21 protein-coding genes are annotated in these 25,039 nt (G+C 29.8%); 20 read left to right on the top strand and 1 reads right to left on the bottom strand.

The genetic code is table 11. The features are described 5' to 3' along the window. The first annotated feature begins 16 nt into the window (after positions 1–16). From QMG30_RS10905 to QMG30_RS10970, 14 genes are all read left to right on the top strand, one after another. Positions 17–469, top strand: a complete 453-nt coding sequence (locus QMG30_RS10905; RefSeq protein ID WP_281815292.1) for a tripartite tricarboxylate transporter TctB family protein — start codon at positions 17–19, stop codon at positions 467–469. A 13-nt stretch (positions 470–482) separates the two neighbouring features. Next, positions 483–1,988: a tripartite tricarboxylate transporter permease gene (locus QMG30_RS10910; protein ID WP_281815293.1), complete on the top strand. Its 1,506-nt coding sequence runs from the start codon at positions 483–485 to the stop codon at positions 1,986–1,988. A gap of 20 nt (positions 1,989–2,008) precedes the next feature. Further along, on the top strand, positions 2,009–3,376 hold the full coding sequence (locus QMG30_RS10915; RefSeq protein WP_281815294.1) for a sulfatase family protein: 1,368 nt from the start codon (positions 2,009–2,011) through the stop codon (positions 3,374–3,376). A 40-nt stretch (positions 3,377–3,416) separates the two neighbouring features. After that, positions 3,417–6,314: an alpha-L-arabinofuranosidase family protein gene (locus QMG30_RS10920; protein ID WP_281815296.1), complete on the top strand. Its 2,898-nt coding sequence runs from the start codon at positions 3,417–3,419 to the stop codon at positions 6,312–6,314. 247 nt (positions 6,315–6,561) lie between these two features. After that, a complete protein-coding gene (locus QMG30_RS10925) occupies positions 6,562–8,316 on the top strand; it encodes a sensor histidine kinase (protein WP_281815298.1) in 1,755 nt (584 codons plus the stop codon). Positions 8,317–8,327: 11 nt separating this feature from the next. Beyond that, the gene (locus QMG30_RS10930) at positions 8,328–9,401 is read left to right on the top strand and encodes a response regulator transcription factor (RefSeq protein WP_281815301.1); all 1,074 of its coding nucleotides are present in this window, start codon (positions 8,328–8,330) and stop codon (positions 9,399–9,401) included. A gap of 63 nt (positions 9,402–9,464) precedes the next feature. After that, on the top strand, positions 9,465–10,679 hold the full coding sequence (locus QMG30_RS10935; RefSeq protein ID WP_281815303.1) for an ABC transporter substrate-binding protein: 1,215 nt from the start codon (positions 9,465–9,467) through the stop codon (positions 10,677–10,679). Positions 10,680–10,973: 294 nt separating this feature from the next. After that, the gene (locus QMG30_RS10940) at positions 10,974–12,338 is read left to right on the top strand and encodes a sulfatase family protein (protein WP_281815304.1); all 1,365 of its coding nucleotides are present in this window, start codon (positions 10,974–10,976) and stop codon (positions 12,336–12,338) included. Between the two features lie 310 nt (positions 12,339–12,648). Further along, the gene (locus QMG30_RS10945) at positions 12,649–15,765 is read left to right on the top strand and encodes a hypothetical protein (protein WP_281815305.1); all 3,117 of its coding nucleotides are present in this window, start codon (positions 12,649–12,651) and stop codon (positions 15,763–15,765) included. 100 nt (positions 15,766–15,865) lie between these two features. Beyond that, positions 15,866–16,942, top strand: coding sequence for a clostripain-related cysteine peptidase (locus QMG30_RS10950; RefSeq protein WP_281815308.1), 1,077 nt, complete (start codon positions 15,866–15,868; stop codon positions 16,940–16,942). A gap of 166 nt (positions 16,943–17,108) precedes the next feature. After that, entirely contained in the window at positions 17,109–17,645 is a 537-nt protein-coding gene (locus QMG30_RS10955) for a dihydrofolate reductase family protein (RefSeq protein WP_281815311.1), read from the top strand. A gap of 85 nt (positions 17,646–17,730) precedes the next feature. Continuing rightward, entirely contained in the window at positions 17,731–18,312 is a 582-nt protein-coding gene (locus QMG30_RS10960; RefSeq protein WP_281815312.1) for a TetR/AcrR family transcriptional regulator, read from the top strand. Between the two features lie 39 nt (positions 18,313–18,351). Beyond that, positions 18,352–19,074, top strand: a complete 723-nt coding sequence (locus QMG30_RS10965; protein WP_281815315.1) for a putative ABC transporter permease — start codon at positions 18,352–18,354, stop codon at positions 19,072–19,074. Continuing rightward, positions 19,025–19,501: an HD domain-containing protein gene (locus tag QMG30_RS10970; protein WP_281815317.1), complete on the top strand. Its 477-nt coding sequence runs from the start codon at positions 19,025–19,027 to the stop codon at positions 19,499–19,501. Before QMG30_RS10965 ends, QMG30_RS10970 begins: the two co-directional genes overlap by 50 nt. A 91-nt stretch (positions 19,502–19,592) precedes the next feature. Here the strand turns inward: QMG30_RS10970 and QMG30_RS10975 are convergent, their stop codons facing one another. Then, entirely contained in the window at positions 19,593–20,603 is a 1,011-nt protein-coding gene (locus QMG30_RS10975; RefSeq protein ID WP_281815319.1) for an SPL family radical SAM protein, read from the bottom strand. A 400-nt stretch (positions 20,604–21,003) separates the two neighbouring features. On the opposite strand from QMG30_RS10975, the gene QMG30_RS10980 reads away from it, so the two are divergent. The 6 genes from QMG30_RS10980 to QMG30_RS11005 all read left to right on the top strand — a co-directional run bounded on the left by QMG30_RS10980 (position 21,004) and on the right by QMG30_RS11005 (position 24,820). Further along, a complete protein-coding gene (locus QMG30_RS10980) occupies positions 21,004–21,150 on the top strand; it encodes a hypothetical protein (protein ID WP_281815320.1) in 147 nt (48 codons plus the stop codon). Between the two features lie 69 nt (positions 21,151–21,219). Beyond that, complete coding sequence (locus QMG30_RS10985) at positions 21,220–21,954, top strand: NAD-dependent protein deacylase (RefSeq protein ID WP_281815322.1); 735 nt, start codon at positions 21,220–21,222, stop codon at positions 21,952–21,954. Positions 21,955–21,982: 28 nt separating this feature from the next. Beyond that, on the top strand, positions 21,983–22,531 hold the full coding sequence (gene dhaS, locus QMG30_RS10990; RefSeq protein ID WP_281815323.1) for a dihydroxyacetone kinase transcriptional activator DhaS: 549 nt from the start codon (positions 21,983–21,985) through the stop codon (positions 22,529–22,531). Positions 22,532–22,647: 116 nt separating this feature from the next. Then, entirely contained in the window at positions 22,648–23,439 is a 792-nt protein-coding gene (locus tag QMG30_RS10995; protein ID WP_281815324.1) for a carbohydrate-binding protein, read from the top strand. Positions 23,440–23,701: 262 nt separating this feature from the next. Further along, positions 23,702–24,364, top strand: coding sequence for a class I SAM-dependent methyltransferase (locus QMG30_RS11000; protein ID WP_281815327.1), 663 nt, complete (start codon positions 23,702–23,704; stop codon positions 24,362–24,364). Positions 24,365–24,388: 24 nt separating this feature from the next. Next, a complete protein-coding gene (locus QMG30_RS11005; RefSeq protein WP_281815328.1) occupies positions 24,389–24,820 on the top strand; it encodes a MarR family winged helix-turn-helix transcriptional regulator in 432 nt (143 codons plus the stop codon). Positions 24,821–25,039: the final 219 nt, after the last annotated feature.

The following is a 25,039-nucleotide window of genomic DNA, read 5'->3' on the forward strand; positions in this document are numbered from 1 at the left end:
TGAAAGGAATGTGAACATGAAAATTAAGATTAAACAAGAATTGGTGGGTGCAATTTTATTTTTTACTGTAGCTGCTGTAATATGGTTTTTAATTCCTTCTCAAATTGCAGTAAAAGGAAATGAACAAATTTCATCGCAAACATTCCCTAGACTTATAATTGGATTAATGGGACTATGTAGCGGTTTTATTATTATTAAAGAAATAGTGAAAATTATTAAGAAACAACCAGTCAAAGAAATAGAAATTAATTTACGAGAAGAAAGGAAGTCTCTTGCTGTTATATTAATGCTGTTAGGATATTGGTTATTACTTCACGTATTACCATTTATGTTAGTTTCATTAATCTTTGGAGGAGTTATGCTTGTATTTTTTAAATGTAAAAATTGGAAATATTATGTAACCGTTTCAGTAATAATAATTGCAGTAACATTAGTGTTTCAAAACGCATTAAATGTAGAACTACCATAAGGAGGGTTAGTAAATGTTACAGAATATTATATCAGGTTTCCAGGAGTTTTTCTCCTTAAGTAGTTTTATTTATATGAATATAGGATTATTTCTAGGAATTGTGTTTGGTTCAATTCCAGGACTTACAGTTATGCTTTGTTTAGTATTATTTTTGCCGATTACTTATGACCTAGATGCAATTAATTCTTTTATGTTTTTATTGGGAATATATTGTGCGGGCAGTTATGGTGGTTCTATATCTGCTATTTTAATTAAAACACCAGGGACACCTCATGCAGCGGCAACTATGCTTGATGGATATCCATTATCTCAGAAAGGGTTTACCAAAAAAGCATTGAATATTGCTCTTAATTCTTCCGCAGTAGGAGGTATTTTTAGTGCGTTAGTATTATTATTTTTAGGTCCACAGGTTGCAAAAGTAGCAATGAAAATGGGATCACCTGAATATTTCTTGATTTGTACTTTTGGTTTGACAATTATTGCTGGTGTAAGTGGTAAAAGTCTAATAAAAGGAGTAATATCTGGATGTCTAGGACTATTTGTTTCTTTTGTAGGAATGGATATAATCAGCGGAAGTACTATGAGATTTACTTTTGATAATGTTTATCTATATGGTGGATTTGATTTAGTAATTGTACTAATAGGATTATTCGCTCTTGTTGAAATAATACATAGGGGAAAATATAAAAAAGATAAAAGGGAGAAAAGTAAAGTTGCTGAAGAAGCTCTAAGAAATTTAGATAGCGGAAAACTTACAAAAAAGGAATATAAGAGAACTGGTATTCCTGCAATTATATCTTCTATTATTGGTGTTATAATTGGTATTATTCCAGGAACAGGAGCATCGATGGCATCGTTTCTTAGCTATGACGTAGCAAAAAAAATTTCCAAAAAACCAGAGGAATTTGGAGAAGGCTCTATTGAAGGAGTAGCAGCAGCAGAGGCTGCTAATAATGCGGTTACTGGAGCAACATTAATACCTCTTTTAACTCTTGGAATTCCAGGAGATGGTGCAGTAGCTATTATGCTTGGAGCATTAATGATTAATGGGTTAACACCAGGACCAAATCTTTTTAAGGAACATGGAACAACTGTTTTTGCTATTATAGTCGGTCTAATATTTGTTAATATTTTTATGTTTATACAAGGAAAATATTTAACTAGATTATTTGCAAAAGTTGTACAAATACCTACAGAAATTTTAACTCCAATCATTGTTGTTTTTTGTTTTGCTGGTGCGTATTCAATTAAGAAATCATTATTCTATGTAGGTGTTTCAATTGTATTTAGTATTATTGCTTATATAATGAGCAAATTTGAGTATTCAACAATACCTGTATTATTAGGGTTAGTATTAGGTTCTTTAACAGAAAAAAATTTTAGAAGATCTTTATTAATTTCAAATGGTAGTTTGAAAATATTTATAACTAGACCATTTTCTATAGTGTTTTTAATATTAATTATATTAGTAGTTGTATTAATTACTAGAACAAATGCTAAACAGAAAGTTAAAGGATAAAATCAAATGGAGGGATAAAAGTGGATAATAAACCAAATATACTTTTTTATTTTAGTGATCAACAAAGATGGGATACGATAGGCTGCTATGGACAAGAATTAGATATAACTCCCAATTTGGATAAACTTGCAAAAGAAGGTGTACTTTTTGAAGAAGCTTATACAGCACAACCAGTTTGCGGACCTTGCAGAGCAATATTTCAAAGCGGACAGTATCCAACACAAATAAAATGTTTTAGGAACAGTGTTGCATTACCCCAAAATATAAAAACATTAGCTAATTATTTTGAAGAAGGAGGTTATGATAATGCATATGTTGGGAAATGGCATTTAGCAAGTGACGGAGAACTAGAGAAGAAACCTACTATAGATTATCAGACCAGGGCAATTCCTTTAGAAAGACGAGGTGGATATAAAGGTTATTGGAGAGTATCTGATATTCTTGAATTTACTTCTCATGGATATGACGGTTATGTATTTGATGAAAATAACAATAAGTGTGAGTTTAAGGGGTACAGGGTAGATTGTATTACAGATTATGCATTGGATTATCTCGATGAATTAAGCTATGATAAGCCATTTTTCTTAACAATATCACATATTGAACCTCATCATCAAAATGATAAAAAATGCTATGAAGGACCTAATGGTTCGAAAACTAGATTTAAAGATTTTAAATTACCTGGCGATTTAGAAGCTCTTGGAGGTAATGCAAAAGAAATGTATCCGGATTATCTAGGATGCTGTAAAAGTCTTGATGATAATCTTGGAAGAGTTATAGATAAATTAAAAGAAAAAGGGATATATGATAATACTATAATCATATATGCATCTGACCATGGTTCTCATTTTTTAACAAGAAATAATGATGAGCATCTTAATGGATATGACGATTATAAACGTTCATGTCATTCAGCATGTTTACATGTACCATTAATTATAACTGGACCAGGTTTCAGAGGTGGTAAAAAAGTTAAGGATTTAGTAAGTACAGCCAGTTTACCAAAGACTTTATTATCAATGATTGGTATAGACGTAGGAAATACAATGATTGGAGAAGACCTAAAAAAAGTTGTAGATGGAGAAACAAATGGGCGTCGCAATGAGATTTTTGCTCAAATAAGTGAAAGTCGAGTTGGAAGATGTGTTAGAAATGAAAAATATCTCTATAGTGTGTATGCACCTAATAAAAATGGTGGGAAGTTTATGAATAGTGACATCTATGAAGAAGATTTTCTTTATGATTTAGAAAATGATTCTTATGAATTAAATAATTTAGTAAATGACGATAATTATAAAGACGTTAGAAATGATATGGCTGAGAGATTGATTTATCATATGAAATTAGCTGGAGAAAAAGAGCCGACAATCGTACCAATCAATAGATAGTAATAAAATATTTAAGATAAATTGTTTCTGGAGGGAATTTATGTTTAAAAAAAATTTAGAAAAATGTTTATTATTAATGTTATTAATTATTTGTGTAACAGCATCTATTCCAACTATAGCAGTAAGTGCGTCATCAATAGCAATAAGTGTAGATGCAAATGATGTACAGCACAAAATCAGTCCATATCTTTTTGGTGTCAATCATAGAGTTGGTAATGCAGGTTATAGAACATGGGACACATCAGGGAAAGGGAATGGAGAACTTTACGAACCTGTAGTTAACTCAACTAAATACATAGGGACTTCTGTTGTAAGATGGACAGGCGGTTCTATAAATAATACTGTACGATGGCAGGATGGAATCGGTGATTGGAAAACTAGAGGTCCTTGGATATCGCCTTTTGGAGAAAATAAACCTTATAATTCATCATATGGTATCACTGAGCATATGAAATTTGTGGAAAGTTTAGGGAATGATGCAACATCAATAATGGTTGTTCCTGTTCTGATGGTTAATGAACAAGAAGCTGCGGATTATGTTGAATATATGAATTCATCAAATGATGGTTCTAATCCAAATGGGGGTATTGATTGGGCATCAAAAAGAGCAGAGGATGGACATGAAGAACCATATGCTATTGAGTATTGGGAATTAGGTAATGAACAATTCGGTAATTGGACTTATAGATGGACTGATGAAGCAGAAAAATATGCAAATGGAGGAGAAGAAACTTATACACCAGGACAAATAGTAGGTAGTAATAAGAAGATGGGATATGCGGTTAAATATTATGATTGGTCAGATCATGAATCAGATGGAACTGCAGATCAGGAATGGTATACAGTAGTAAATCCCATTAAAGAGGGTAGTGAAACAGTTAAAGTAGGATTAACTACATGGATACGAGTAAATGATTTAGCAAATGCAGGTATAGGTAATTATTATGAATTTGACTATGATACAGGTAATATTACTTTTGGTGATGGTGTTAATGGCAATATACCAAAATCAGGTGAAACAATAACTGTAGGGTATACAGTAGTAAAGCCTGGAGCTAATGCATTAGCTGCTGCCATGAAGGCTGTGGATCCAAACATAAAAATTTGTTTTGGAGAATTTGCAGGCAATTATATGGGAGATAATATTGATGCATATGTTAAACATCCTTATAAACATATAAGTAAAATTTTAAAAGGTAAAACATTTTATTATGATATATTGAATAAAGCTAAATATACTAAAACAAATGAATATGGTAAAGAACCTGTATTATCAGAATGGGGTATATTTGACCAGAATGTTAAAGGTCCATCAGGATATGAAGGACATATCTTGAAATCATTAACAGCTTCTTTATTTAATTCTAAATTCTTATTTAGTTTAATAGAAAATGGTTCTGTTAAATATGCATTAAGACATATGCTTAATACTTCTGATAGTGATGATACTCAAAACACATCTTATTCACCTGATAATGGGCTTATTGCTCCAGTAGAAGAGGGAACTTATGTAAATGCAAATGCACTACCTTTTAAAATGTTTAGAGAAAGATTAAGTGAAAATTACATTACTACAACAATTAATGGATCACCTTCAGCATTAATAGGAAAAGTTCAATTAGTTGAAGCTGTTTCAGCTGTTAATAATGATAAAACAGTACTCGATATTATAGTAAATAATTATGATGCTAGTGACGATTATTCAGTTAATATTAATTTAGATAACTTTGATCCTTATACACAAGCTGAAGTTTGGACACTAAATGGATCTAGCATTTATACATATAATGATTCTAAATACTATGACAGAGTAAAGATAACAGGTAAAACTATAGATAATGCATCTAGTAATTTTAACTATATATTTCCAGCACATTCAATGACTGCTATAAGATTTCATAAGGATGAAGGGGGACTGCCTTCTTCTCCAGTTATGCCTGAGAAAGCACCTAAACCTTTTACTGATTTTATTGATACCTTTAATGGCGATACTGTAGAGGTTAAACCTCCTTCATTTAATGTTACTAATGATGGAGATTGCAAAGCTACAATCCAAGAAATACCTACAATTGCTGATAAAAGTGTACAATTGAGTGATAATGGTTTGGGGAATACAGATATAATTAGAAATTTTACCCCTATATTTGGTGAATTTAGTATAAATACAAAAGTGATGACTTCAGATAGTATGAAGACAGTTTTTTATAATATGAGAGATGATTGTGGAACTCAGGGACCTACATTAAAATATGAATTTAATTGTTTAAAGTACAGAGATAGTAATGGAAATTGGAATGATATATGTAGTATAGTGTCTAATACATGGTATAATATTCATCTGGATGTGAATATTAGTAATAATACTTATGATGTATTGGTTAATAATGAGTTGAAAGTACAAAAAGCAGAGTTTTATAATAATATTGATCATATTAAAAGTGTGAGATTTACTACCCATGGTCCTGATAAAGATTATAGTTTCTTTTTAAGCGAATTGGAAACTATATGTAATAATGATAATGTTGTACCACCGATAATACCAGCGGTATATAAAATTGAGCATAAATCAACAGGAAAGATTCTACAATCTAATAATAATAATGTAGACATGACAGATCCAATTACAGATACAGACCAAGTTAAATGGGAAAAATTAGAATATGATGCAACAAGATTTCATCTTAATAATATTGGTAATGATTCTACAATAAAAAGACTACATTCATCTAGTGACATAGATTGGGATGTAAATCTTGTAGAGGATATATGGAGTGGAGCTAATGTACAGTGGAAGCTTATTGATGCTGGAGAGGGTTGGTCAAGAATTCAACATATAAGTAGTGGAATGTGGCTTCATTATAATGGTACTGATTCTGTGAATCTGGTTAATAGTAATAATACAGGAGATAATACCAAGTGGAGGTTTATAAGACAGTAGATAATAAAAAGATTATAAATGATGTACTAAAACTATTAGTGTAGTAAAGCTGTCTATATTTTAGACAGCTTCTTTTAGTGTGTCATGGGTTTAATTAAGCATGATATATATGTCAGACCTATATCAATCAAAAGATCCTATAATCGATTAAAGCAACCAATCTTGACAAAGAATAACTTATAAAGGATAATAAATTTGATTATCAGTATATTAATAATTTAATGTATTATTGAGAGGAGTCCTATCTTTGTGTAAATTTAAAAAAAGTATATTTATGCAACTAATTTTATTAATTATTCTTGTTATACTTGTTCCATTACTTTTTCTTGGATATACTACTTACAGCTCTTATCAACGTGATACAGAAACCAAGATTATTTCTAGCAATTTAGCGGCTCTTCAACAATTGGACCAGACACTAAAAAGAGTTACTGATCAAGTTAATTCTATAATTAATACATATAATAATAATAAATTATTTGAAATGTATTTAACTCAGCAATATTCATCAGATTATAATAAGATAAAAACAACTAAGATAGTGGAAGATATATTAGTTGAACACATTTCCTCACTTAATTGGATTAATTGTGAGATAATTTTAATAGGTAAAAATAACAATATATTTACCAGCAATGATAATCCTCCGAAATTAAGTGCTACAAGTGTATATAATAGTTATTGGTATCAGAATAATCTATTGCACAAAGATATGATAAATTGGCACGTTCTTAATCGTAGTTATTTTTCAAAAGATAGTACTTCTACAGTTTTGGCAGGTACTAAGACTCTTAATAATTATATATCAGATAATATATATGGCACTATTATTATTGAACTTAATGAGAAATACTTCTATAATATATATAAAAAGATTCTAGATAAAGGTGAGATTCTAATGATTCAGAATTCAGATGGTAACATTATATCTTCAAGTGATCGTACTATAACTCCTTCACTTGATCCAGAAGATACAGCTTATCCAATTCAATCAGAATCTTTAGTCAATAATTATAAGTATCACGGTAAAAAATATCTATACATAAGTCAGCCATCTTCTATTAGTGACTGGGTTATAACTAAATTAATTCCATCTGAAAATATGAATGAAGAATTTAATAAGCTTCAAAAAAATTTTATTTACATATATATTGCTTGTATAATGCTTGTATCTATAGGAATTTTTATAACCGCTTTACGTATCTATTATCCAATACAAAAATTATCTAATAAACTTCAAAGACAATTTATGAGTTCTGATAATGAACGGGATAACAATCATTTTTCTCTTATTAATATAATGACTGGGTATGAGCAGCTTATTAATGATGTAGATATTACCATAGACCAGTTGATGGAAGAAAATGAGGCAAGAAGGAAGGCTGAATTACACGCATTAGCTATGCAGATAAATCCCCATTTTCTATATAATACATTAAATTCTATTAAGTGTCTTGTATGGACTAACCAATATAAGCTTATTGAACCTACTATAAATTGTCTGGTTAATCTACTTCGTCAGACTCTTCATAGTATGGATAAGTTAATAACTCTGGAGGAAGAAATAAAAAACATAAAAAACTATGTTTTTATTCAAAATATAAGAACTGATAATTTAATTTCTATAAACTATGATATTCCATTAAGTTATTATAATAATTTAATTCCTTCACTAATATTACAGCCTATTGTTGAAAACTCAATTTTTCATGGTATTGAACCACTGGGTAAACAGGGTTGTATCACTATCAGTGCATACCATGAGGGAAAAGATTTGTATATAGAAGTATTGGATAATGGAGTTGGAATGAGTGAAAAAACATTAACAAATATTTTAGAACAAACAAAAGTTAGTAACAACAAATCTAGTTTTAATCATATTGGAATTAATAATATAAATAATCGTATAAAATTATACTACGGAACAGATTATGGTGTTCATTATGAAAGTAAGGAGAATCTAGGAACTTCAGTTACTTTGAAAGTAAAGTATAGTTGTTAGGAGGGGTTTTTATGAATATAATGATTGTTGATGATGAAAAATTATTACGTAAAGGTTTTAGCAGTATGACTGATTGGGAGTCAAAAGGGATAAGAGTTATTGGAGAAGCTATGAATGGTAAAGATGCATTAAATCAGATTGAATTACTGTGTAAGAAAAATAAATGTTTAGATGTAGTTATTACAGATATAAAGATGCCAGTAATGAATGGTGTAGAGCTGACTAAAAAAATTAAAGGTACATATCCTAACATCTCAGTTATTGTTCTTAGCGGTTATGATGATTATTCATATGTACGTGATAGCATGAAATATGGAGCTAGTGATTATTTGCTGAAAGCCTCTATAGACATTGATAATATATATGAAACTTTAAATAGAGTTAAGATAAATAATAATTCTTTAGTTAGTTTTACTTCAGCAATAGACAATAATGAACAAGCAGATATTTTAGAGCTTGATTGGGAAAAAATGAAAGAATACCTTGAACTGCGTAAATTCATGGATTTGAAAGAATATATTGTAAATTCGTTTAACAGTAAAAAATCAATACCTATTAATTATTTACAGGATATTATGAGGGATTTATTTTTCTTTATTGAATATCAGCTTGAACAGTTAGGTTCATTAAATACATATTTGAGAAACAGAAAATATATAAATAGTGCCTTCATTAATTTAATTAAAGATGTTCCTTCGGCTATTGAATGGTTTATACTTATAATTGATGAGATTGAAAAGCATTGTACACCTATTGATGATAAGTTTACTAATTTAATAAAAGATATTATTAAATTTATTGAAGAACATTATACAGATAATATATCCCTTAATTATATTGCAGATAAATTCTATGTTAATAAAAATTATTTGTGTAATATTTTTAAAGCAGCAACATCAAATACTATTAATGAATATATTACTGATTTACGTATTAGAGAATCTAAATCTTTAATTCGTACAAGTAATTTATCTCTTACAGAAATATCATTTCAGATAGGTTATCAGAATCACAGTTATTTTTCCAAGATATTTCGAAAGAAGACAGGAGTTTCACCTACTGAATATCTTAAGTTATACCGTTAACTGTAGTGTTATATGAAGCTATTAGTACAAGTTCTAGAATTATTATAGAATTAAGGTGATTATATGGAATTAACTAAAAAAACATTTTTAAGTATATTAATTATTGTTATTGTATTAGGTGTAGTGTATTTATTATACAATCATCAATCTGTAAGTGTTAATGATGAAGATGATAGAATAACCTTAAATATATGGGTTAAAGATTCAAGTAATGCGGTATATACATATTTTACCCAAGCCATAGAGAGATTTGAAAAAGTTAATTCTAATATAAATGTTGAATTAAAGATGATACAAGGTAGTGACACAAAAACTCTGAACTATATGAACACTGAGATTATTAATCAAGTATCTCCTGATGTTTTGTGCCTGTCTTTGCATAATTATAATTGTTATGCTACAGAAAATCGCTTATATAATCTTAATGACTATATAGGTAAATATGAAGAAGATTATTTTGTAGAAAGTGCTGTTGATTATGGAGTATATAATAATAATTTATACGGTATTGCTTACTGTATAGATCCTGAAATATTGGTTTATAGAAGAGATTTTTTGTCAGATATTAATATTCCTGTAATTAATGAAATTCAAGATATAAAATCTTTTGAAACATATATGGCCGATATTAATTCCCATTTTATTAATGATAATCTTGATAAAGTTGCTTTTTCAATACCGACTTTAATTTCTAAAGGGACTTTTTTCTCTTCATTTTTGCATATCAGGGATAACGTTCCAAATTATAATGTTACTAAAATAGATGTATTTAATAACGATTTATTAGCTTTATCAGCTATGTATAAGTCTTTTGATATTGTACCATATGATTATGGAAAAGTAGGATTACATCCATTTTTTTCAGGACAAGCAGCATATTCTATTGAGCCTTTATCGAGTATTTATTACTATATTGAAAAGGACAATAATTGGTTACGCAATATTGGAATTGTACCTCTTAAAGATTCAGCAATCAAATTTTCTTATTCAGAGCATAAGTATATAAGTATAATGGATAATACTAATCATAAAGAAGAAGCTGAACTTTTCTTTGATTTTTTCTTTAGTAGTTCAGAAGTATTAAAAAGATATCATTCTCTTAATATGCCTGTCGTGTTAAATTCTTTAATGGATTACTATTTATCAGATATTAATTATAATAACAAGGAACTATCAGCATATATTAAAAATTCTTTCCATTATCCGATATCATCTGATATGGATGAATTTCTTGATAAGATTGATAATGTATATGACTTAAAGATTAATAAGCAGTAGTTAAGATTATTTTTTAATGCTTATAAAAATATAATAATAAAAGATATCTCATGTATCATAGTATACAGTAGGAAAAATAAAGCAGAAATGTAATTCAATATTATATCTTCTGCTTTTTATATGTTTTTCATTAAAAGCTATGAAAATGACAAATGTTTTATCTATGATTTAGATATTTCTTAGCATTATTGCGTATTTATATAACATTTATAATATTGATTATGTCAGTTGTTGGGCTTATAATAAGAACAAATGCAAAAAAGGCAAAATAATACATAATGGGGAGGTATTAAGATGACTAATAAACCTAATATACTTTTTTATTTTAGTGATCAGCAAAGATGGGATACAATAGGTTCATATGGACAGGAACTTAACATAACTCCTAATCTTGATAAACTTGCAAGAGAAGGTGTACTTTTTGAGGAGGCATACACAGCACAACCAGTATGTGGACCTTGTAGGGCAGTATTTCAGAGCGGACTCTATCCAACACAAACAGGATGTTTTCGTAACAGTATTGCATTACCAAGCAATATAAAAACAGTAGCTAATTATTTTGAAGAAGAGGGTTATGACAATGCATATGTTGGAAAGTGGCATTTGGCTAGTGATGGTGAATTAGAAGGTAAACCTACTATAGATTATCAAACCAGCGCAATACCTTTAGAGAGAAGAGGGGGATATAAAGGCTATTGGAGAGTATCTGATATTCTAGAATTTACTTCTCATGGATATGATGGTTATGTATTTGATGAGAATAATAATAAGTGTGAATTTAAAGGATATAGGGTAGACTGCATTACAGATTATGCATTGGATTATCTTGATGAAATAAGTGATGATAAGCCATTTTTCTTAACGATATCACATATTGAACCTCACCATCAGAATGACAGGAAGTGTTATGAAGGACCTAATGGTTCAAAAACTGAATTTAAAGATTTCAAATTACCAGGAGACCTAGAAGCTCTAGAAGGTAATGCAAAAGAGATGTATCCAGATTATCTAGGATGTTGTAAGAGTGTTGATGATAATCTTGGTAAAGTTATAGATAAATTAAAACAAAAAGGTCTGTATGATAATACTATAATAATCTATGCTTCTGATCATGGTTCACATTTTTTGACCAGAAATAGGGATGAACATCTTAATGGGTACGATGATTACAAACGTTCATGTCATTCAGCATGTTTACATGTACCATTAATTATATCTGGACCAGGATTTAAAGGGGGCAAACGAATCAAGGATTTAGTAAGTACTGCTAGTCTACCAAAGACTTTTCTATCCATGATCGGTGTAGATGTAGAGAATAATATGATAGGAGAAGATCTTAAAAAAATAGTGGACGGAGATACTAAGGGGCGTGTCAATGAGGTTTTTGCTCAAATAAGTGAAAGCAGAGTTGGCAGATGTGTTAGAAATGAAAAGTATCTTTACAGTGTTTATGCTCCTAATAAAAATGGTGGAGAATATATGGATAGTGATATTTATGAAGAAGATTTCCTCTATGATTTAGAGAAGGATCCATATGAGTTAGATAATTTAGTATATGATGAAAGGTATAAAAATATAAAAAAAGATATGGCAGAAAGATTAATTTATCATATGAAATTAGCAGGTGAACAAATACCAGTTATTAAATCTATTGAATAGTAAATAAAAATTTTTTATAGCAAATAGCTTCCTTATAATTATATAGGGTAGCTATTTTTTATCTTATAGCAAAGTTATATTTTATACTTTTCTTGAAATCTTATATGAGGAATGGTATCTTTGCTTTCTTATAAAAATCCAAGTCTTTTTAATTTTTTGATATTGATAGTTATTGTAATTGTCATAAAAATGTAGCTAAATTAAAGATATTTCATAGTATATAGTAGGAAGTTATATTTAATATTTCTAGATTAATATGATACCAGCTATATAAATCCAAGAAAAAATTATAAAAAGGGGTGATTATTATATGGCATTTGATCCAAATCTATTTACTATAAACGTTACACCTGATCCTTCAAATATATTATTAGGCAAAGATGGGACAGTAACGATTGCGGCATCAAACAGCAACCCAGGTGATTGGGGTTATAATTATAGTTTAGTGATAACAATACCAGATGGTGTTTCATTTGTAAGTGCTGATATTCCTGCTACTTCTGAAATACTGAATGTGGACAACTCTATTACTCTTACGTGGTTGGATATTACAGACCTTGCACCTGGTCAGACAGGGTTTGAATTCAATATAGTATTGCAATCTGATGAGAATTTTAGAGAAACCGGTCTACCAGTCCCATTCAATTCTGTTCTGACTCCTGTTTCTGTAAGTGCTACAGTTGATACATTGCCAAGAGGAGATGCGGAACCTGGAAATATTAAATATACTAAGGATGTAACTACAAGCGTAGTTGCATTACAATATCAAGTAACTAAAGATGCACCTGGTAAAGTACCAAAAGGAGCGGGTATTCCTTCAGGAGCAAGCCCTCAATGGCCTTACGAGTATGAATTAGTGATTCACAATAATACTAGAAGTGCATCTATAGTGGATATAACTGATATTCTGGATAATGGAATACGGTTTATTGGACCTATAACAGCATCAGGTCCTGATTCGGCTCAATTAATTCCTCCCAATCCAGTAGTAACAACTCCATCACCAGGTGGACAAGATAATGTTACTATAGAATGGACTAATGTAAGCCTAAGTGCGAATTCAACTAATACTGTCAATTTCATTGCAGCTATTTGGGACAACTATACTGTAGGAGGAATTGAAAATTCAGGTGCAAGAATACCACATCTAACACCTATGAATAATCAAGTTACAATAGATGGTGCTTCAGGACCTGTTACAGATGAAGTAGATACCCTTGCAATGGATCTGCTCATTACTAAGAGTCAGGATCCAACGGATCTAGTTATAGGTTCTATAATTAATTATACGCTTAATTATCGTGTTAATCAGTATGATAGTCTTAATTCCGTTATCGTTACTGACAGGATTAGTGATGGACAGACTTTTCAGTCAGCGGTACCAGTACCAACATCAGTATCGGCAAAAGATCCTATAACAGGTTCGACTACAATCATCTGGGATTTAGGTTCACTTGGTACATCTACATCAGGTACAATAACATTTTCAACTATAGTCGATACCGATTATTTTGTAACTTCACAACCTGTTTTAGCAGGAGATTTCTTAACTAATGAGGTTGAGATTGATGGGATAAATGATACTACAAGTACAGATACTCCAGATAGTTCATTTTCTTTTGGACAAATAGATACACCTTCAATAGATAAACAGTTACTGAATTATTACTATGAAGATGGTACGTTGAAACCCGCAAGCATTAATGCTTTGGCTCCAGGTGATTTTGCAGAATTTCAGATAACATACGATGCACCATTAAATCCACCTCAGATGGATGTAATGATTTCTGATTTCTTTCCATTGGTTATGGATGCTTCTACGATAACATCAATAGTTTATAATCCATTTCCTCCAACTTCGGGACCTACACCAACGGGTAATGAAGGTGTAGAATGGTTACTAGACACTAATGTTCCTGGAATGACAAATTGGACGGTAACTTTCAGAGTTCAAATGAAGAACACGGAGTTTATCGGTACAAGTAATAATTTAGCGAAGCTTAGTCTATTGAATACTAATAATATTGTCTTTAGTGATAGAGATCAAGTTGAAGTTAATTTCGGAGAACCTGATATTCAGTTAACTAAGGATGTAGCGGGACCTACACCAAATAATATCATGCCTGGTCAGACGTATACTTATACTGTTGTTATCAATAATCCTCAAAATGTTGATGGAACCATTGTAGATGCTTTCAGTGTTGACTTTTCTGATGTCATACCTAATTTATTGACTTATGTTCCACTAAGTCTGACTGCAAATGCAACAGCAGGGACACCTTCATTTAGTGCACCTATATTTACTGCTCCTGATCAGATATTTATGGAGATACTTCAATTAGGTCCAGATGATGAGATAACTTTGACTTATGAAATTACTGTTGATGCAGGTATAGGTCCTAATCTTGACTTTATTAATGATGCCAGAACTACTTCACCATATTCACAACCTTTTGATCCGGGGGGAGATAATTATCAATATCCTGATCTGGAACGTGAAGATTCTGCAACATTGAGTAGTGGGGCTATGCCGGTTATGAAGACTGTTGATAACGATGATGTAGTTGTTGGAGATACAGTATACTATACAATAACATGGACTGTTCCTGAGGGACTTATAGCTTATGATGTCAGCATAAGGGATATACTACCTATTGGACAATCTTATGATGGAGACCCATCTCCTGTACCACCTCAATCAATAATAGGTCAAGTAGTAAGATGGCCTACTATTCCTACTGTGGATGCTACTGGAGGAGCCATAACGTTAATATATTCTTTCAGAGCTAGGATAGATAGTTCAGATGCTGTTCCTCCAACTTATACAGAAGTTCAGACCAATAGAGGAAGGATTTTCTTTAATTCTACTCCTGGTGGGTCGCCTATGGTAAGAGGAGATACAGTAGATGTTACAGTAAGTAATCCACATATCACTATTACTAAAGAAGAAAGAAATGTTTCTAAGTGTAGAAGTCCTTTTGATTCTACTGTTACTGCAACAGGAGGTCAGATAATAGAATATATGATCAATGTTGTTAATGATGGTTCTGCTGATGCCTATGATATTGAAGTAATCGATAGGTTTGGAGGGCTCAACAGTGGATTGAATTTTATTCAAGGTAGTATTGAGGCACCTATAGGAACAACAGCGGATTATAATGCTGCTACTAATCAGGTAGTGTGGGATATTCCATTTTTAGCTATAGGGGATTCCCTTAGTATACTATTTAGAGTACGTATTACTCGAGGTCCCATATTATCAACTGTAATATATAATGATGCTTCTGTTGCTTCGTATTCGAATATTAATTTAACATTCATTTATCCTAGGGAAGATTCCAATAGTGTTGCCATTGTTCTTGAATCAAGAGTAAGGGGGAAATCATTATCTGAATTGGCAAAACTTAAAGATCTGAGAATTAAGTAAATGGAAGTGTTCGTAAGATGATGATAACTACTGAAGAGAGTTTGTAGATAAAAGTACTAAAGAGGTATAATTTTTTATAGATGTGAAAGGAGGAATACTAGTGAGTGTTTATGATGAAGCAAAATTCAAAGAGTGGACTATTTTAATATATGCTGATGGTAATAATAACTTACAGCCATATATATATAATCAATTTCAATTAATAAAAAATATAAATAAAGACAATATAAATATTATTGTTCAGATTTCTAGAAAATCTATAGACAAGGATGTAAGTTGGTGTGGATGTAGAAGATATCTGTTCAGTGAAAATAAAATCATTTTACTAAAAGATTTAGGAAAAGTGAATATGGATGAATCTAAGTTATTGGAAGATTTTTTAGTAGAGAGTGTTAATACTTACCCATCAACTAACGTTATTCTAGTTATTTCAGGGCATAGTGCAGGTTTTATTGGTTTAATGTATTCAGAAAATGATAATGCTTTTATGGGAATAGATGAATTTTCAAAAGCACTCTGTCTATTTAATAATAAAACCAATAGATACATTGATGTATTAATTATGGATACTTGTTTTATGGATTCAATAGAGACATGGTATGATATAATCATGAAGAGTAAAAGTTCTATTAGATATGCTATTGTTCCTCAAGATAATGCACCTATAGAAGGAATATCTTATTATGATATGATCAATTCATTATTAATGTACCAGAATCCAATAATAAATCATCAATATATAAAGGAAATGATGAGTAAGCAATTGTTGGAGTGTAGTCTTTTTTGTATTAATCTGAGAGAAGATATATTTAAGAGAATACGGAAATCAATCAACGAGTATGCGCAGTTATTGTTATTGGAAAACAAGAAAAGTAGGGATAGAACATTAAGATTGTGTTGTATAGATTCTGTTAATGATTTCATCCCCCTTTATGATTTCAATAATATAGATACATGTAATTCAGATGTGAAAGAATGCATTTTTGATATAATGAAAATATTAGGTGAAATAATTATATTCAATCAATACAATAGTGGACAAACAAATAGAAGAGGATTGAAAATATATTTTCCTCACAATTATGAGATATATAATAATTTTAGAAATATATACAGACAAATGGATTTTTGTGTTAACAATAACTGGACATTATTGATAGATGATAAATACATATAGACCATGATATATTAAGTATTAAGAAATAATCATAATAAATCAAAAAGGTCCGTCCCTATTGATTCTAATCTAAATTTAACAATTATATAATATAAAGATTAATTTTCAGTGATACAATACATATATAAGGTGAAATAACTAATAATATGTTGAGGAGGTAATGGTTATGGATAGAAAGGTTATTTTATATATTGCTATGAGTATAGATGGGTTTATCGCTAGAAAAAATGGAGACGTAGATTGGCTTGAAGGTGATGGCTCAGATGAGAAAGCTGATATGGGGTATGAAGATTTTTATGAAGATATAGATACAGTAATAATGGGAAGGACCACATATGAACAGATTTTAACTTTTGGTGAATACCCATATAAAGGAAGTAAAGGATATGTTTATACATCAAAAGATACAGATAATAATGAAGATGTAGTATTTACGAAAGAAAAGCCTGAGGAACTTATTGATAGATTGAAGAAAAATGATGGTAAGAATATCTGGGTTGTTGGTGGGTCTTTAATAATTGATGAATTCATTAAGAAAAATTTAATTGATGAATATGTCATATCAATTATACCAACTATTCTAGGAGATGGAATTCCTCTTTTTAGAGGTAATGATTCACAAATGGAATTCAAACTTGATAAGCATGAAATGGTAAATGGAATAGTGTTATTATATTATAGTAAAAGAATTAATAATAAGTAATTACATTAATTGACATATATGATACATTAGTTTATTATAATAATTAGGACGGTCGTCCGAATTATTATGAAAGGTCTGTGCTATTATGGGTGAAAGGGTAAATCAATCAGAATTAATACTAGATGCTGCTTACAGATGTGTAACTGAAAAGGGGTACGCTAATATCTCTTTGAGAGATATAGCTAAAGAGGCTAATGTAGCACTTAGTCAATTACATTATTATTTTGGAAGCAAGAAAAAGTTATTTCAGGAAATTATCAAGAGAATGATAAAAAAATATACAACTGAATTAGAAAAACAATTGGTATTAAAGAAAGGTCAATCAGATAAAAAGAATATTGCATATGCTTTTAATTTTATTAAGGAAGTAATAAATCATAATCCTGAATTTTTTAAAATACTATTTGATTTATCAGGTTTAGCACTTAAATCAGAGACTTTCAAACTTTTATTATCGGATCTATTAGATTATTTATCATCGATAATAAAAGAATGTATTGATGAAACTAGTTGCATAAAGGAAGGATTCAAGAAGTTTTCATCAAATACTTTATCAAGATTTATATTAGGTACTGTTATAGGTGTAGCATTTGAATATACACTTGATTCTAGTAAAAACAAAGATATTCTTGAATCAATAGACGCATTATCCGTGATTTTTCAATAATACTTAATATTTATTTTATGGCTAGAGGGGGTTAATGAAATGGTTGAATTCAGTAGATTAATGTTATATTTCAGTATATATTCTTTCTTGGGTTGGATATGGGAAACATCTTTTGTGTCTTTATGTACTGGTAAATTTGTAAATAGAGGATTCCTAAATGGGTTTTTTATTCCTATATATGGACTTGGTGCTATGTCAGTAGTTTTGGTAAAAGATGCAATAGGAAAACCTACTGATTATTTTTTGTTGAATCTATTAATAGTTGTCGTTGTATCAACTATTGTAGTTACCACATTAGAATTTCTTACTGGTTTTGCAATGGAAAAAATATTTAATAAGAAATGGTGGGACTACAGTGATAAACGTTTCAATCTAAAAGGTTATATTTGTCTTCAGTTTTCAATAGGTTGGGCAGTATTCATATTGTTTTTTTTATTGATTTTACATCCGAACATATCATATTACATATCAGGATTCCATTCAGGCGTGATAATAAGTATGGCAACGATATTTTCGATTTATCTTGTTGCAGACATAATTTTATCTACAAGAGATGTAATATCATTACGTGAAGCAATAAGAAAATACGCAGAGATACCATTTGAGAAATATCGTTTGAGTATTATCAAATGCAGAAGAATATTTAATGCTTTTCCTGATTTATTGAAAATAAATGCAGGACATATAAAATTTGATGTTAGGAGTATACTTAATGAAGGCGTTGAGAAGTTCAAGACACAGATCGCAAGTAAATTTAGATAATATACTAGAATATAAAGAATATATATCAGAATTATTCAAACACCCTAATGTTAAATTGATGCAATCATTTATACAGCATTCAGATGTTAGTACATTGAATCATTGCTTAAGCGTTTCCTATATGAGTTTCAGGATATGTAAACGTTTGAAGCTAGATTGTCGTGCTGGAGCTAGAGGTGGTCTTTTACATGACTTTTACCTATATGATTGGCATGAAACAAAGCCGAACGAAGGTAAACATGGATTCGTACATCCAAGGATTGCTCTGAAAAATGCCAATAAGTTTTTTAAGTTGAATAATAGAGAACAAGATATAATTATTAAGCACATGTTTCCCCTAACTCCTAAAATCCCCAGATATGCAGAATCATGGGTTGTAACATTAGTGGATAAATACATTGCCATCAAAGAGATAGTGAATCACTAGGGACGGACCTTTTTGATTCAAAAAAAGCTAAAGCTATAAACGGTTATAACTTTAGCTCTCTTATTAAATAGAAAAGTTTTTTTTGGTACATCTAGACAATATAACTTATTGTTGCATCTGGGAAATAATGTCCAATTAGATCTTTGAAATATATGGCTGCATCTTCTCTAAGATTAAGGTCATAGCAGAATTTACCTCTGCCTTTGGGACACATTTTATCCCTCTCGAATACATTTAAAACACCTTTTAATGCAACACTATTGATAGTATCATTGGCATATCCATAGGTCATAAATATTAATTCGAAAAATAATTGCTTTTTTAATTGGGGATTCAAGTTATTAGATAATTGTTCTAACATCTCTCTATACATATCTTGCCAATTATCCAATAAAATTATAGGAGCGATATTAACACCTACTCTATATCCAGCATTGAACATTTTATTAGCAGCATTTATTCTATCAGTTAATTTAGAAGTACCGATTTCTACTTTCTTTATTATATAATCTGGATTCACACTTATTCTCATCTGGGTATTTCCATTGTGTTTAGCATCCAGCAGATCATCAACCATAGAAAATTTAGTAGCGAATGTACAAGTAGCGTTTTCCAATTGCCCGAATTGTTCTATTGCCCATTTTAAGTTACCGGTAATAGTGTTCTCTAATACCATATCACTTGTAGAACCTATCTCGTAAATTTTCTTCTCGCCAACTTGTTTGATTTTTCTTTTCACAGAATTAATCATTTCATCACGGTTTACGAATATGCGTAGATATGAACCTTTAAAAAAATTACATACTAAGTAGCAATATGTACACATAGCTGAGCAACCAGATGATGTGAAAGGAACTATAAAATCAGCAGATAGTTTGTTAGGTGATAACTGAAGACTTTTTCTTATGCCTAAGACTAGATATTTTTTGAATTCTACAAATTTTTCATCAGGAGCTTTTTTTATGAATTCAACATCATGATGTTTTTCTATAGGAATCATTTCAATATCCATGTTCTTATATCTCTCAAATAGTTTTTTACCTAAATCATACTCTATTATTTTCTTTTCATATAATACTTTTTCAGGGATAAAATAATCCATAGTACCATCCTTTTCATCAGTTACTTAGTTTTCCCACTTCAATATTTTATGCGGGTAGGATAAGAACAAAACAAGCTACGCCTCATAAAAGATTTCAAAGGAAATAGAAAGTAGAATTTTCCTATTTAATTAAAAGGTTTTGCAGATTAGAATTTAGGAGTTCCTCTATTTTTTTGCTCTACAAACTAACCTATAATCCTTATTATGCTGTGTAATAATAATAGTATAACTAATAAATTATAAAATATACTTAAGTGTTGGTGACAGTTCATATTGTTTAGAGTATTTTGATATGATATTATTAATATAGTCAAATATAGTAATTTGTTAAGTATAATAAGATATTATAAATGACAAAGAAAGGACATGTATAATTGATTTTAATTATATAAGGTGACTTATGGGGAGACAACCAAGAGAAATTAGTAGTACAGGATATTATCATGTTATTATGAGAGGGAATAATAAAGCGATGATTTTTAATTCTGAAACTAATAAAAAGGATTTTTTAATTATGTTAAAGGAACAAGAGGATAATGATTCATGAATTTGACTTTTTAATATACTAGATTTATAGTTATATATAATTTGTGTTATGTTGATGGAGGTATTTATTATGATAGAAAAGTTAAAAGAAATAATAGGATCTAGTAATAATATTGTTTTTTTTGGAGGTGCTGGTGTTTCAACTGAAAGTGATATACCTGATTTTCGTTCAGAAAAAGGTTTATATAAAGCGGTCCAGAAATATCATTATCCGCCTGAAACAATAATCAGTCGATCTTTTTTTAAAAAAAATCCTTTGGTTTTCTATGAGTATTATAAGGAAAATCTAATCTATAAAGAAGCGAAGCCCAATAATGCTCATAAGGTTTTGGCTGAATTGGAACGAAAAGGGAAACTAAAAGCCATAATTACGCAAAATATAGATAATCTGCATCAGATGGCTGGAAGTAAAGAGGTTATTGAGTTACATGGTTCTGTTTACAGAAATTACTGCATGTCTTGTGGTGAATTTTATGATATAAATTATATTCTTGAAAGTGATGGGGTTCCTAAATGTACAAAATGTGAAGGGCTCATTAAACCTGATGTTGTATTGTATGAAGAAGGGCTTGATGAAAATAATTTAAGAAAAGCTGTAGAGTATATTAGTGAGGCAGAAGTGTTAATTGTTGGAGGTACATCTCTTGTTGTATATCCAGCCGCAGGACTTATACAATATTTTAGAGGTAAATCTCTGGTGTTGATCAATAATTCAAAAACATCTTATGACAGTTATGCAGATTTAGTGATACATGAGCCTATAGGTGAAGTAATGGGTAAGATAACGGGTGATAATATACTATAAATGAAGATTTAATTAATGAGGGATATCTATGTCAAAAACAACTAAAAAAGCTATGGCTTCAACATTAAAAAGAATGATGGAGTCTACACCATTTGATAAGATAAGTGTAGTGAATCTTGTTGAGGAATGTGGAATCAATCGACAAACTTTTTATTATCATTTTCAGAATATATATGAATTATTGGGTTGGATATATAAGAATGAAGCATTAAAAAAGATTAAAGACTATAAATCTTATGATACATGGCAGGAAGGTCTATTGATAATTTTTTCATACGTAAAAGATAATGCGAAATTCTGTCTGAACACATTCAATTCAGTAGGTAGAGAACATCTTAACGATTTTCTTTATAATATCACTTTTAAAATATTAGTTGATATAGTAAAGGAAATAACAGCAGATAAAAATATTAAGGAAGAAGAATTAAAATTCGTCGCAGATTTTTATAGTTTCGCAGTCATTGGTATATTGACTAATTGGATGAAAGAAGGAATGAAACAAGAACCAAAAGAAATAGTTAATAATGTCAATAAGCTTATTGAAGGTAATGCTGATAGGATATTAAAGAATTTTTGATTACTGAAAATTAATAGAGAGAATTTGATTGATATACTACGATTAATAATTTCAGTTTGAAATTTTATGAAATATTGATATAATATATACTATAATTATATACATAGGAGGGACTTATGGTTAACTTATCAATAGAAGTACTGAATCAAGCAGGAAATAAGTTAGTAGAGTGTAGTAATACTGATGAAGTATATTTAGTTTATAAAGATACATATAAAGAAGGAGACAAAATCGTATTTAAATCAAGTGAAAAAAATCAATTTTTTGTAGCACAGATTGATGATGCACTTGGAGAAGCTTTTGTATACTTTACAGAAAAGGAAATAGTTTATAATGTTCCGTTTGAAGAGAAAAGAACTAATTTCTCACCAAAAGTTTTTAGCGGAAATATTCATCTATTACATTTGAGACTTGCTACTAAGGAAGAAATTGGGGCATATAAGAATCTTGCTAAAAATGTTGTTGATCAAAATGGTATTGAAGGATTATATCCTCATGCAAAAGCAAATGTAGAGACAAGAGGAGAAGCAGTTTTTGCAGCAAGAAATGCAATTGATGGTGTTTGTGAAAACAGATCACATGGTCCATGGCCTTATCAATCATGGGGTATCAATATGCAGGATGATGCTGAAATGAAATTGGACTTTGGAAGGTTAGTGGCTGTTGATAAAATTGTTTTATACACAAGAAGCGATTTTCCGCATGACAATTGGTGGGAACAAGTGAAGATTGTTTTCTCTGATGATTCTGAGTTGGTATGGGATCTGGAAAAAAGCTATAAACCACATATAATAAATATTGAACAAAAGAAGATAAAGTGGTTGATTCTAAAAGATTTGAAGAAAGCTGACGATCCATCACCTTTCCCAGCACTTACACAGATTGAAGTGTATGGAGTAGAAGCTTAGTGACATGAGGAGGGGGTTTTCTCGAAACATCTAGATAAAAATAAATATTAATCAATAAAGAGGACTGTTCTAGTGGGTTTTACTATGATTCATAGTATGCTTATGGAAACAGTCTTTTTACATTGTTGGAAGTAAATAATTATTAAATCAAATAATTGAATATTTGACAATTTAGTACGAACATAGTACTATTATGTAAAGTAGTACTATGTTAGTACTAAATATACGATGGATTAATTACTTTTGATAGGAGATGTGTTGAATGAATAGGGATAAAAGAATCTACAAAGAGAAAAAAATATGGGATAGATTAGCTAGAAGGTATGATAAACAAATCAGTATATTTAATGATGCATATGAACTTACAACTAATAAAGCTAAAAATATTCTTAGAGAAGATGATAACATATTGGAGATTGCATGTGGAACAGGTATTGTCTCATTTGGAATTGCTGATGCAGTAAAAAAAGTTACAGCTATTGATATATCAAAAGAAATGATAGATGTGGCTAAAGAAAAAGCTAAGAAAATGAATGTTGAAAATATAGAATTCCAAGTTGCAGATGGATACAATCTACAGTATGAAGATAATTCGTTTGATACTATATTATTATTTAATACCCTACATATCGTAAAAGAACCAGATACATTATTAAATGAGATATATAGATTATTAAAACCCAATGGATATTTGTTGACTGTTACAGATTGTTATTCTGAACCAGTTAAAATTAAAACCAGACTTATGTTGAATGTACAAAAACTCGTTAGAATACTTGGAATAATACCATATTTATCATATTATAGGAAAGAGAATGTAGATAATTACATCTTGAAGCATAATTTCAAAATCATGGAGAGATATATACTAAATAAAGAACCAGTAAATTATTATGTTTCTGCAATTAAAAATAAAAATTTATAATAATATGATAGGAGATACATATAAATGAATTATAATCAAATAAAATCATTAAATGAATTAATACATTCGATTAATAGAGCACTAAAGGATGATGACATAGATAAGAGATTCAAGAGATTACAAGGATTGACTACAATAGAAATAGGTATAATAAATTTGGTTTCCAACAATCCTGATATCATTTTAAAAGAAATCAGTAAAATTACAAAAACACCTAAAAGTACACTAACTAGTGCATTGAACAGATTGGAAAATAAAAATTATATTAAAAGAAAAATTAGTAAATCAGATAAACGTTCATTTAGTCTATATCTGACAGAGGAAGGAGATCTTGTTCAAGAAGAACATCTGGCATTAGAACATACTCTTGGCAGTAAGATATTAAATGCTCTTGATAATGATGAAGAGAGAAATAAGCTTATAGATCTATTGAAAAAGATAGTGGAAAATGTTTGATTTTCTTATCTTGGAATAGTATCAATATTTATTTTTGAACATTACCATAATGTATTAAATAAGATGAAAACATTAAATGGGGACATAGTAAGAATATGATATTTATGGGTATTTACTGGTGTAAATTAATATTGACTTTTTATAAAACCTATGATAATATCTTTATAGAATATAAGCCACGAAGGCTTAATATAGACTTATAGGAATTTAAGTTTACGA

This window comes from Vallitalea longa (assembly GCF_027923465.1).
GTDB classification, from domain to species: domain Bacteria; phylum Bacillota; class Clostridia; order Lachnospirales; family Vallitaleaceae; genus Vallitalea; species Vallitalea longa.

Bases quoted from the DNA above. Each gene is read 5' to 3' on its own strand.
- QMG30_RS10975 (WP_281815319.1), bottom strand. From the start codon at position 20,603: ATGGATTATTTTATCCCTGAAAAAGTATTATATGAAAAGAAAATAATA.
- QMG30_RS10920 (WP_281815296.1), top strand. From the start codon at position 3,417: ATGTTTAAAAAAAATTTAGAAAAATGTTTATTATTAATGTTATTAATT.
- QMG30_RS10945 (WP_281815305.1), top strand. From the start codon at position 12,649: ATGGCATTTGATCCAAATCTATTTACTATAAACGTTACACCTGATCCT.
- dhaS (WP_281815323.1), top strand. From the start codon at position 21,983: ATGTCAAAAACAACTAAAAAAGCTATGGCTTCAACATTAAAAAGAATG.
- QMG30_RS10905 (WP_281815292.1), top strand. From the start codon at position 17: ATGAAAATTAAGATTAAACAAGAATTGGTGGGTGCAATTTTATTTTTT.
- QMG30_RS11005 (WP_281815328.1), top strand. From the start codon at position 24,389: ATGAATTATAATCAAATAAAATCATTAAATGAATTAATACATTCGATT.
- QMG30_RS10985 (WP_281815322.1), top strand. From the start codon at position 21,220: ATGATAGAAAAGTTAAAAGAAATAATAGGATCTAGTAATAATATTGTT.
- QMG30_RS10930 (WP_281815301.1), top strand. From the start codon at position 8,328: ATGAATATAATGATTGTTGATGATGAAAAATTATTACGTAAAGGTTTT.
- QMG30_RS10960 (WP_281815312.1), top strand. From the start codon at position 17,731: ATGGGTGAAAGGGTAAATCAATCAGAATTAATACTAGATGCTGCTTAC.
- QMG30_RS10940 (WP_281815304.1), top strand. From the start codon at position 10,974: ATGACTAATAAACCTAATATACTTTTTTATTTTAGTGATCAGCAAAGA.
- QMG30_RS10980 (WP_281815320.1), top strand. From the start codon at position 21,004: ATGGGGAGACAACCAAGAGAAATTAGTAGTACAGGATATTATCATGTT.
- QMG30_RS10935 (WP_281815303.1), top strand. From the start codon at position 9,465: ATGGAATTAACTAAAAAAACATTTTTAAGTATATTAATTATTGTTATT.
- QMG30_RS11000 (WP_281815327.1), top strand. From the start codon at position 23,702: ATGAATAGGGATAAAAGAATCTACAAAGAGAAAAAAATATGGGATAGA.
- QMG30_RS10970 (WP_281815317.1), top strand. From the start codon at position 19,025: ATGAAGGCGTTGAGAAGTTCAAGACACAGATCGCAAGTAAATTTAGAT.
- QMG30_RS10995 (WP_281815324.1), top strand. From the start codon at position 22,648: ATGGTTAACTTATCAATAGAAGTACTGAATCAAGCAGGAAATAAGTTA.
- QMG30_RS10965 (WP_281815315.1), top strand. From the start codon at position 18,352: ATGGTTGAATTCAGTAGATTAATGTTATATTTCAGTATATATTCTTTC.
- QMG30_RS10910 (WP_281815293.1), top strand. From the start codon at position 483: ATGTTACAGAATATTATATCAGGTTTCCAGGAGTTTTTCTCCTTAAGT.
- QMG30_RS10955 (WP_281815311.1), top strand. From the start codon at position 17,109: ATGGATAGAAAGGTTATTTTATATATTGCTATGAGTATAGATGGGTTT.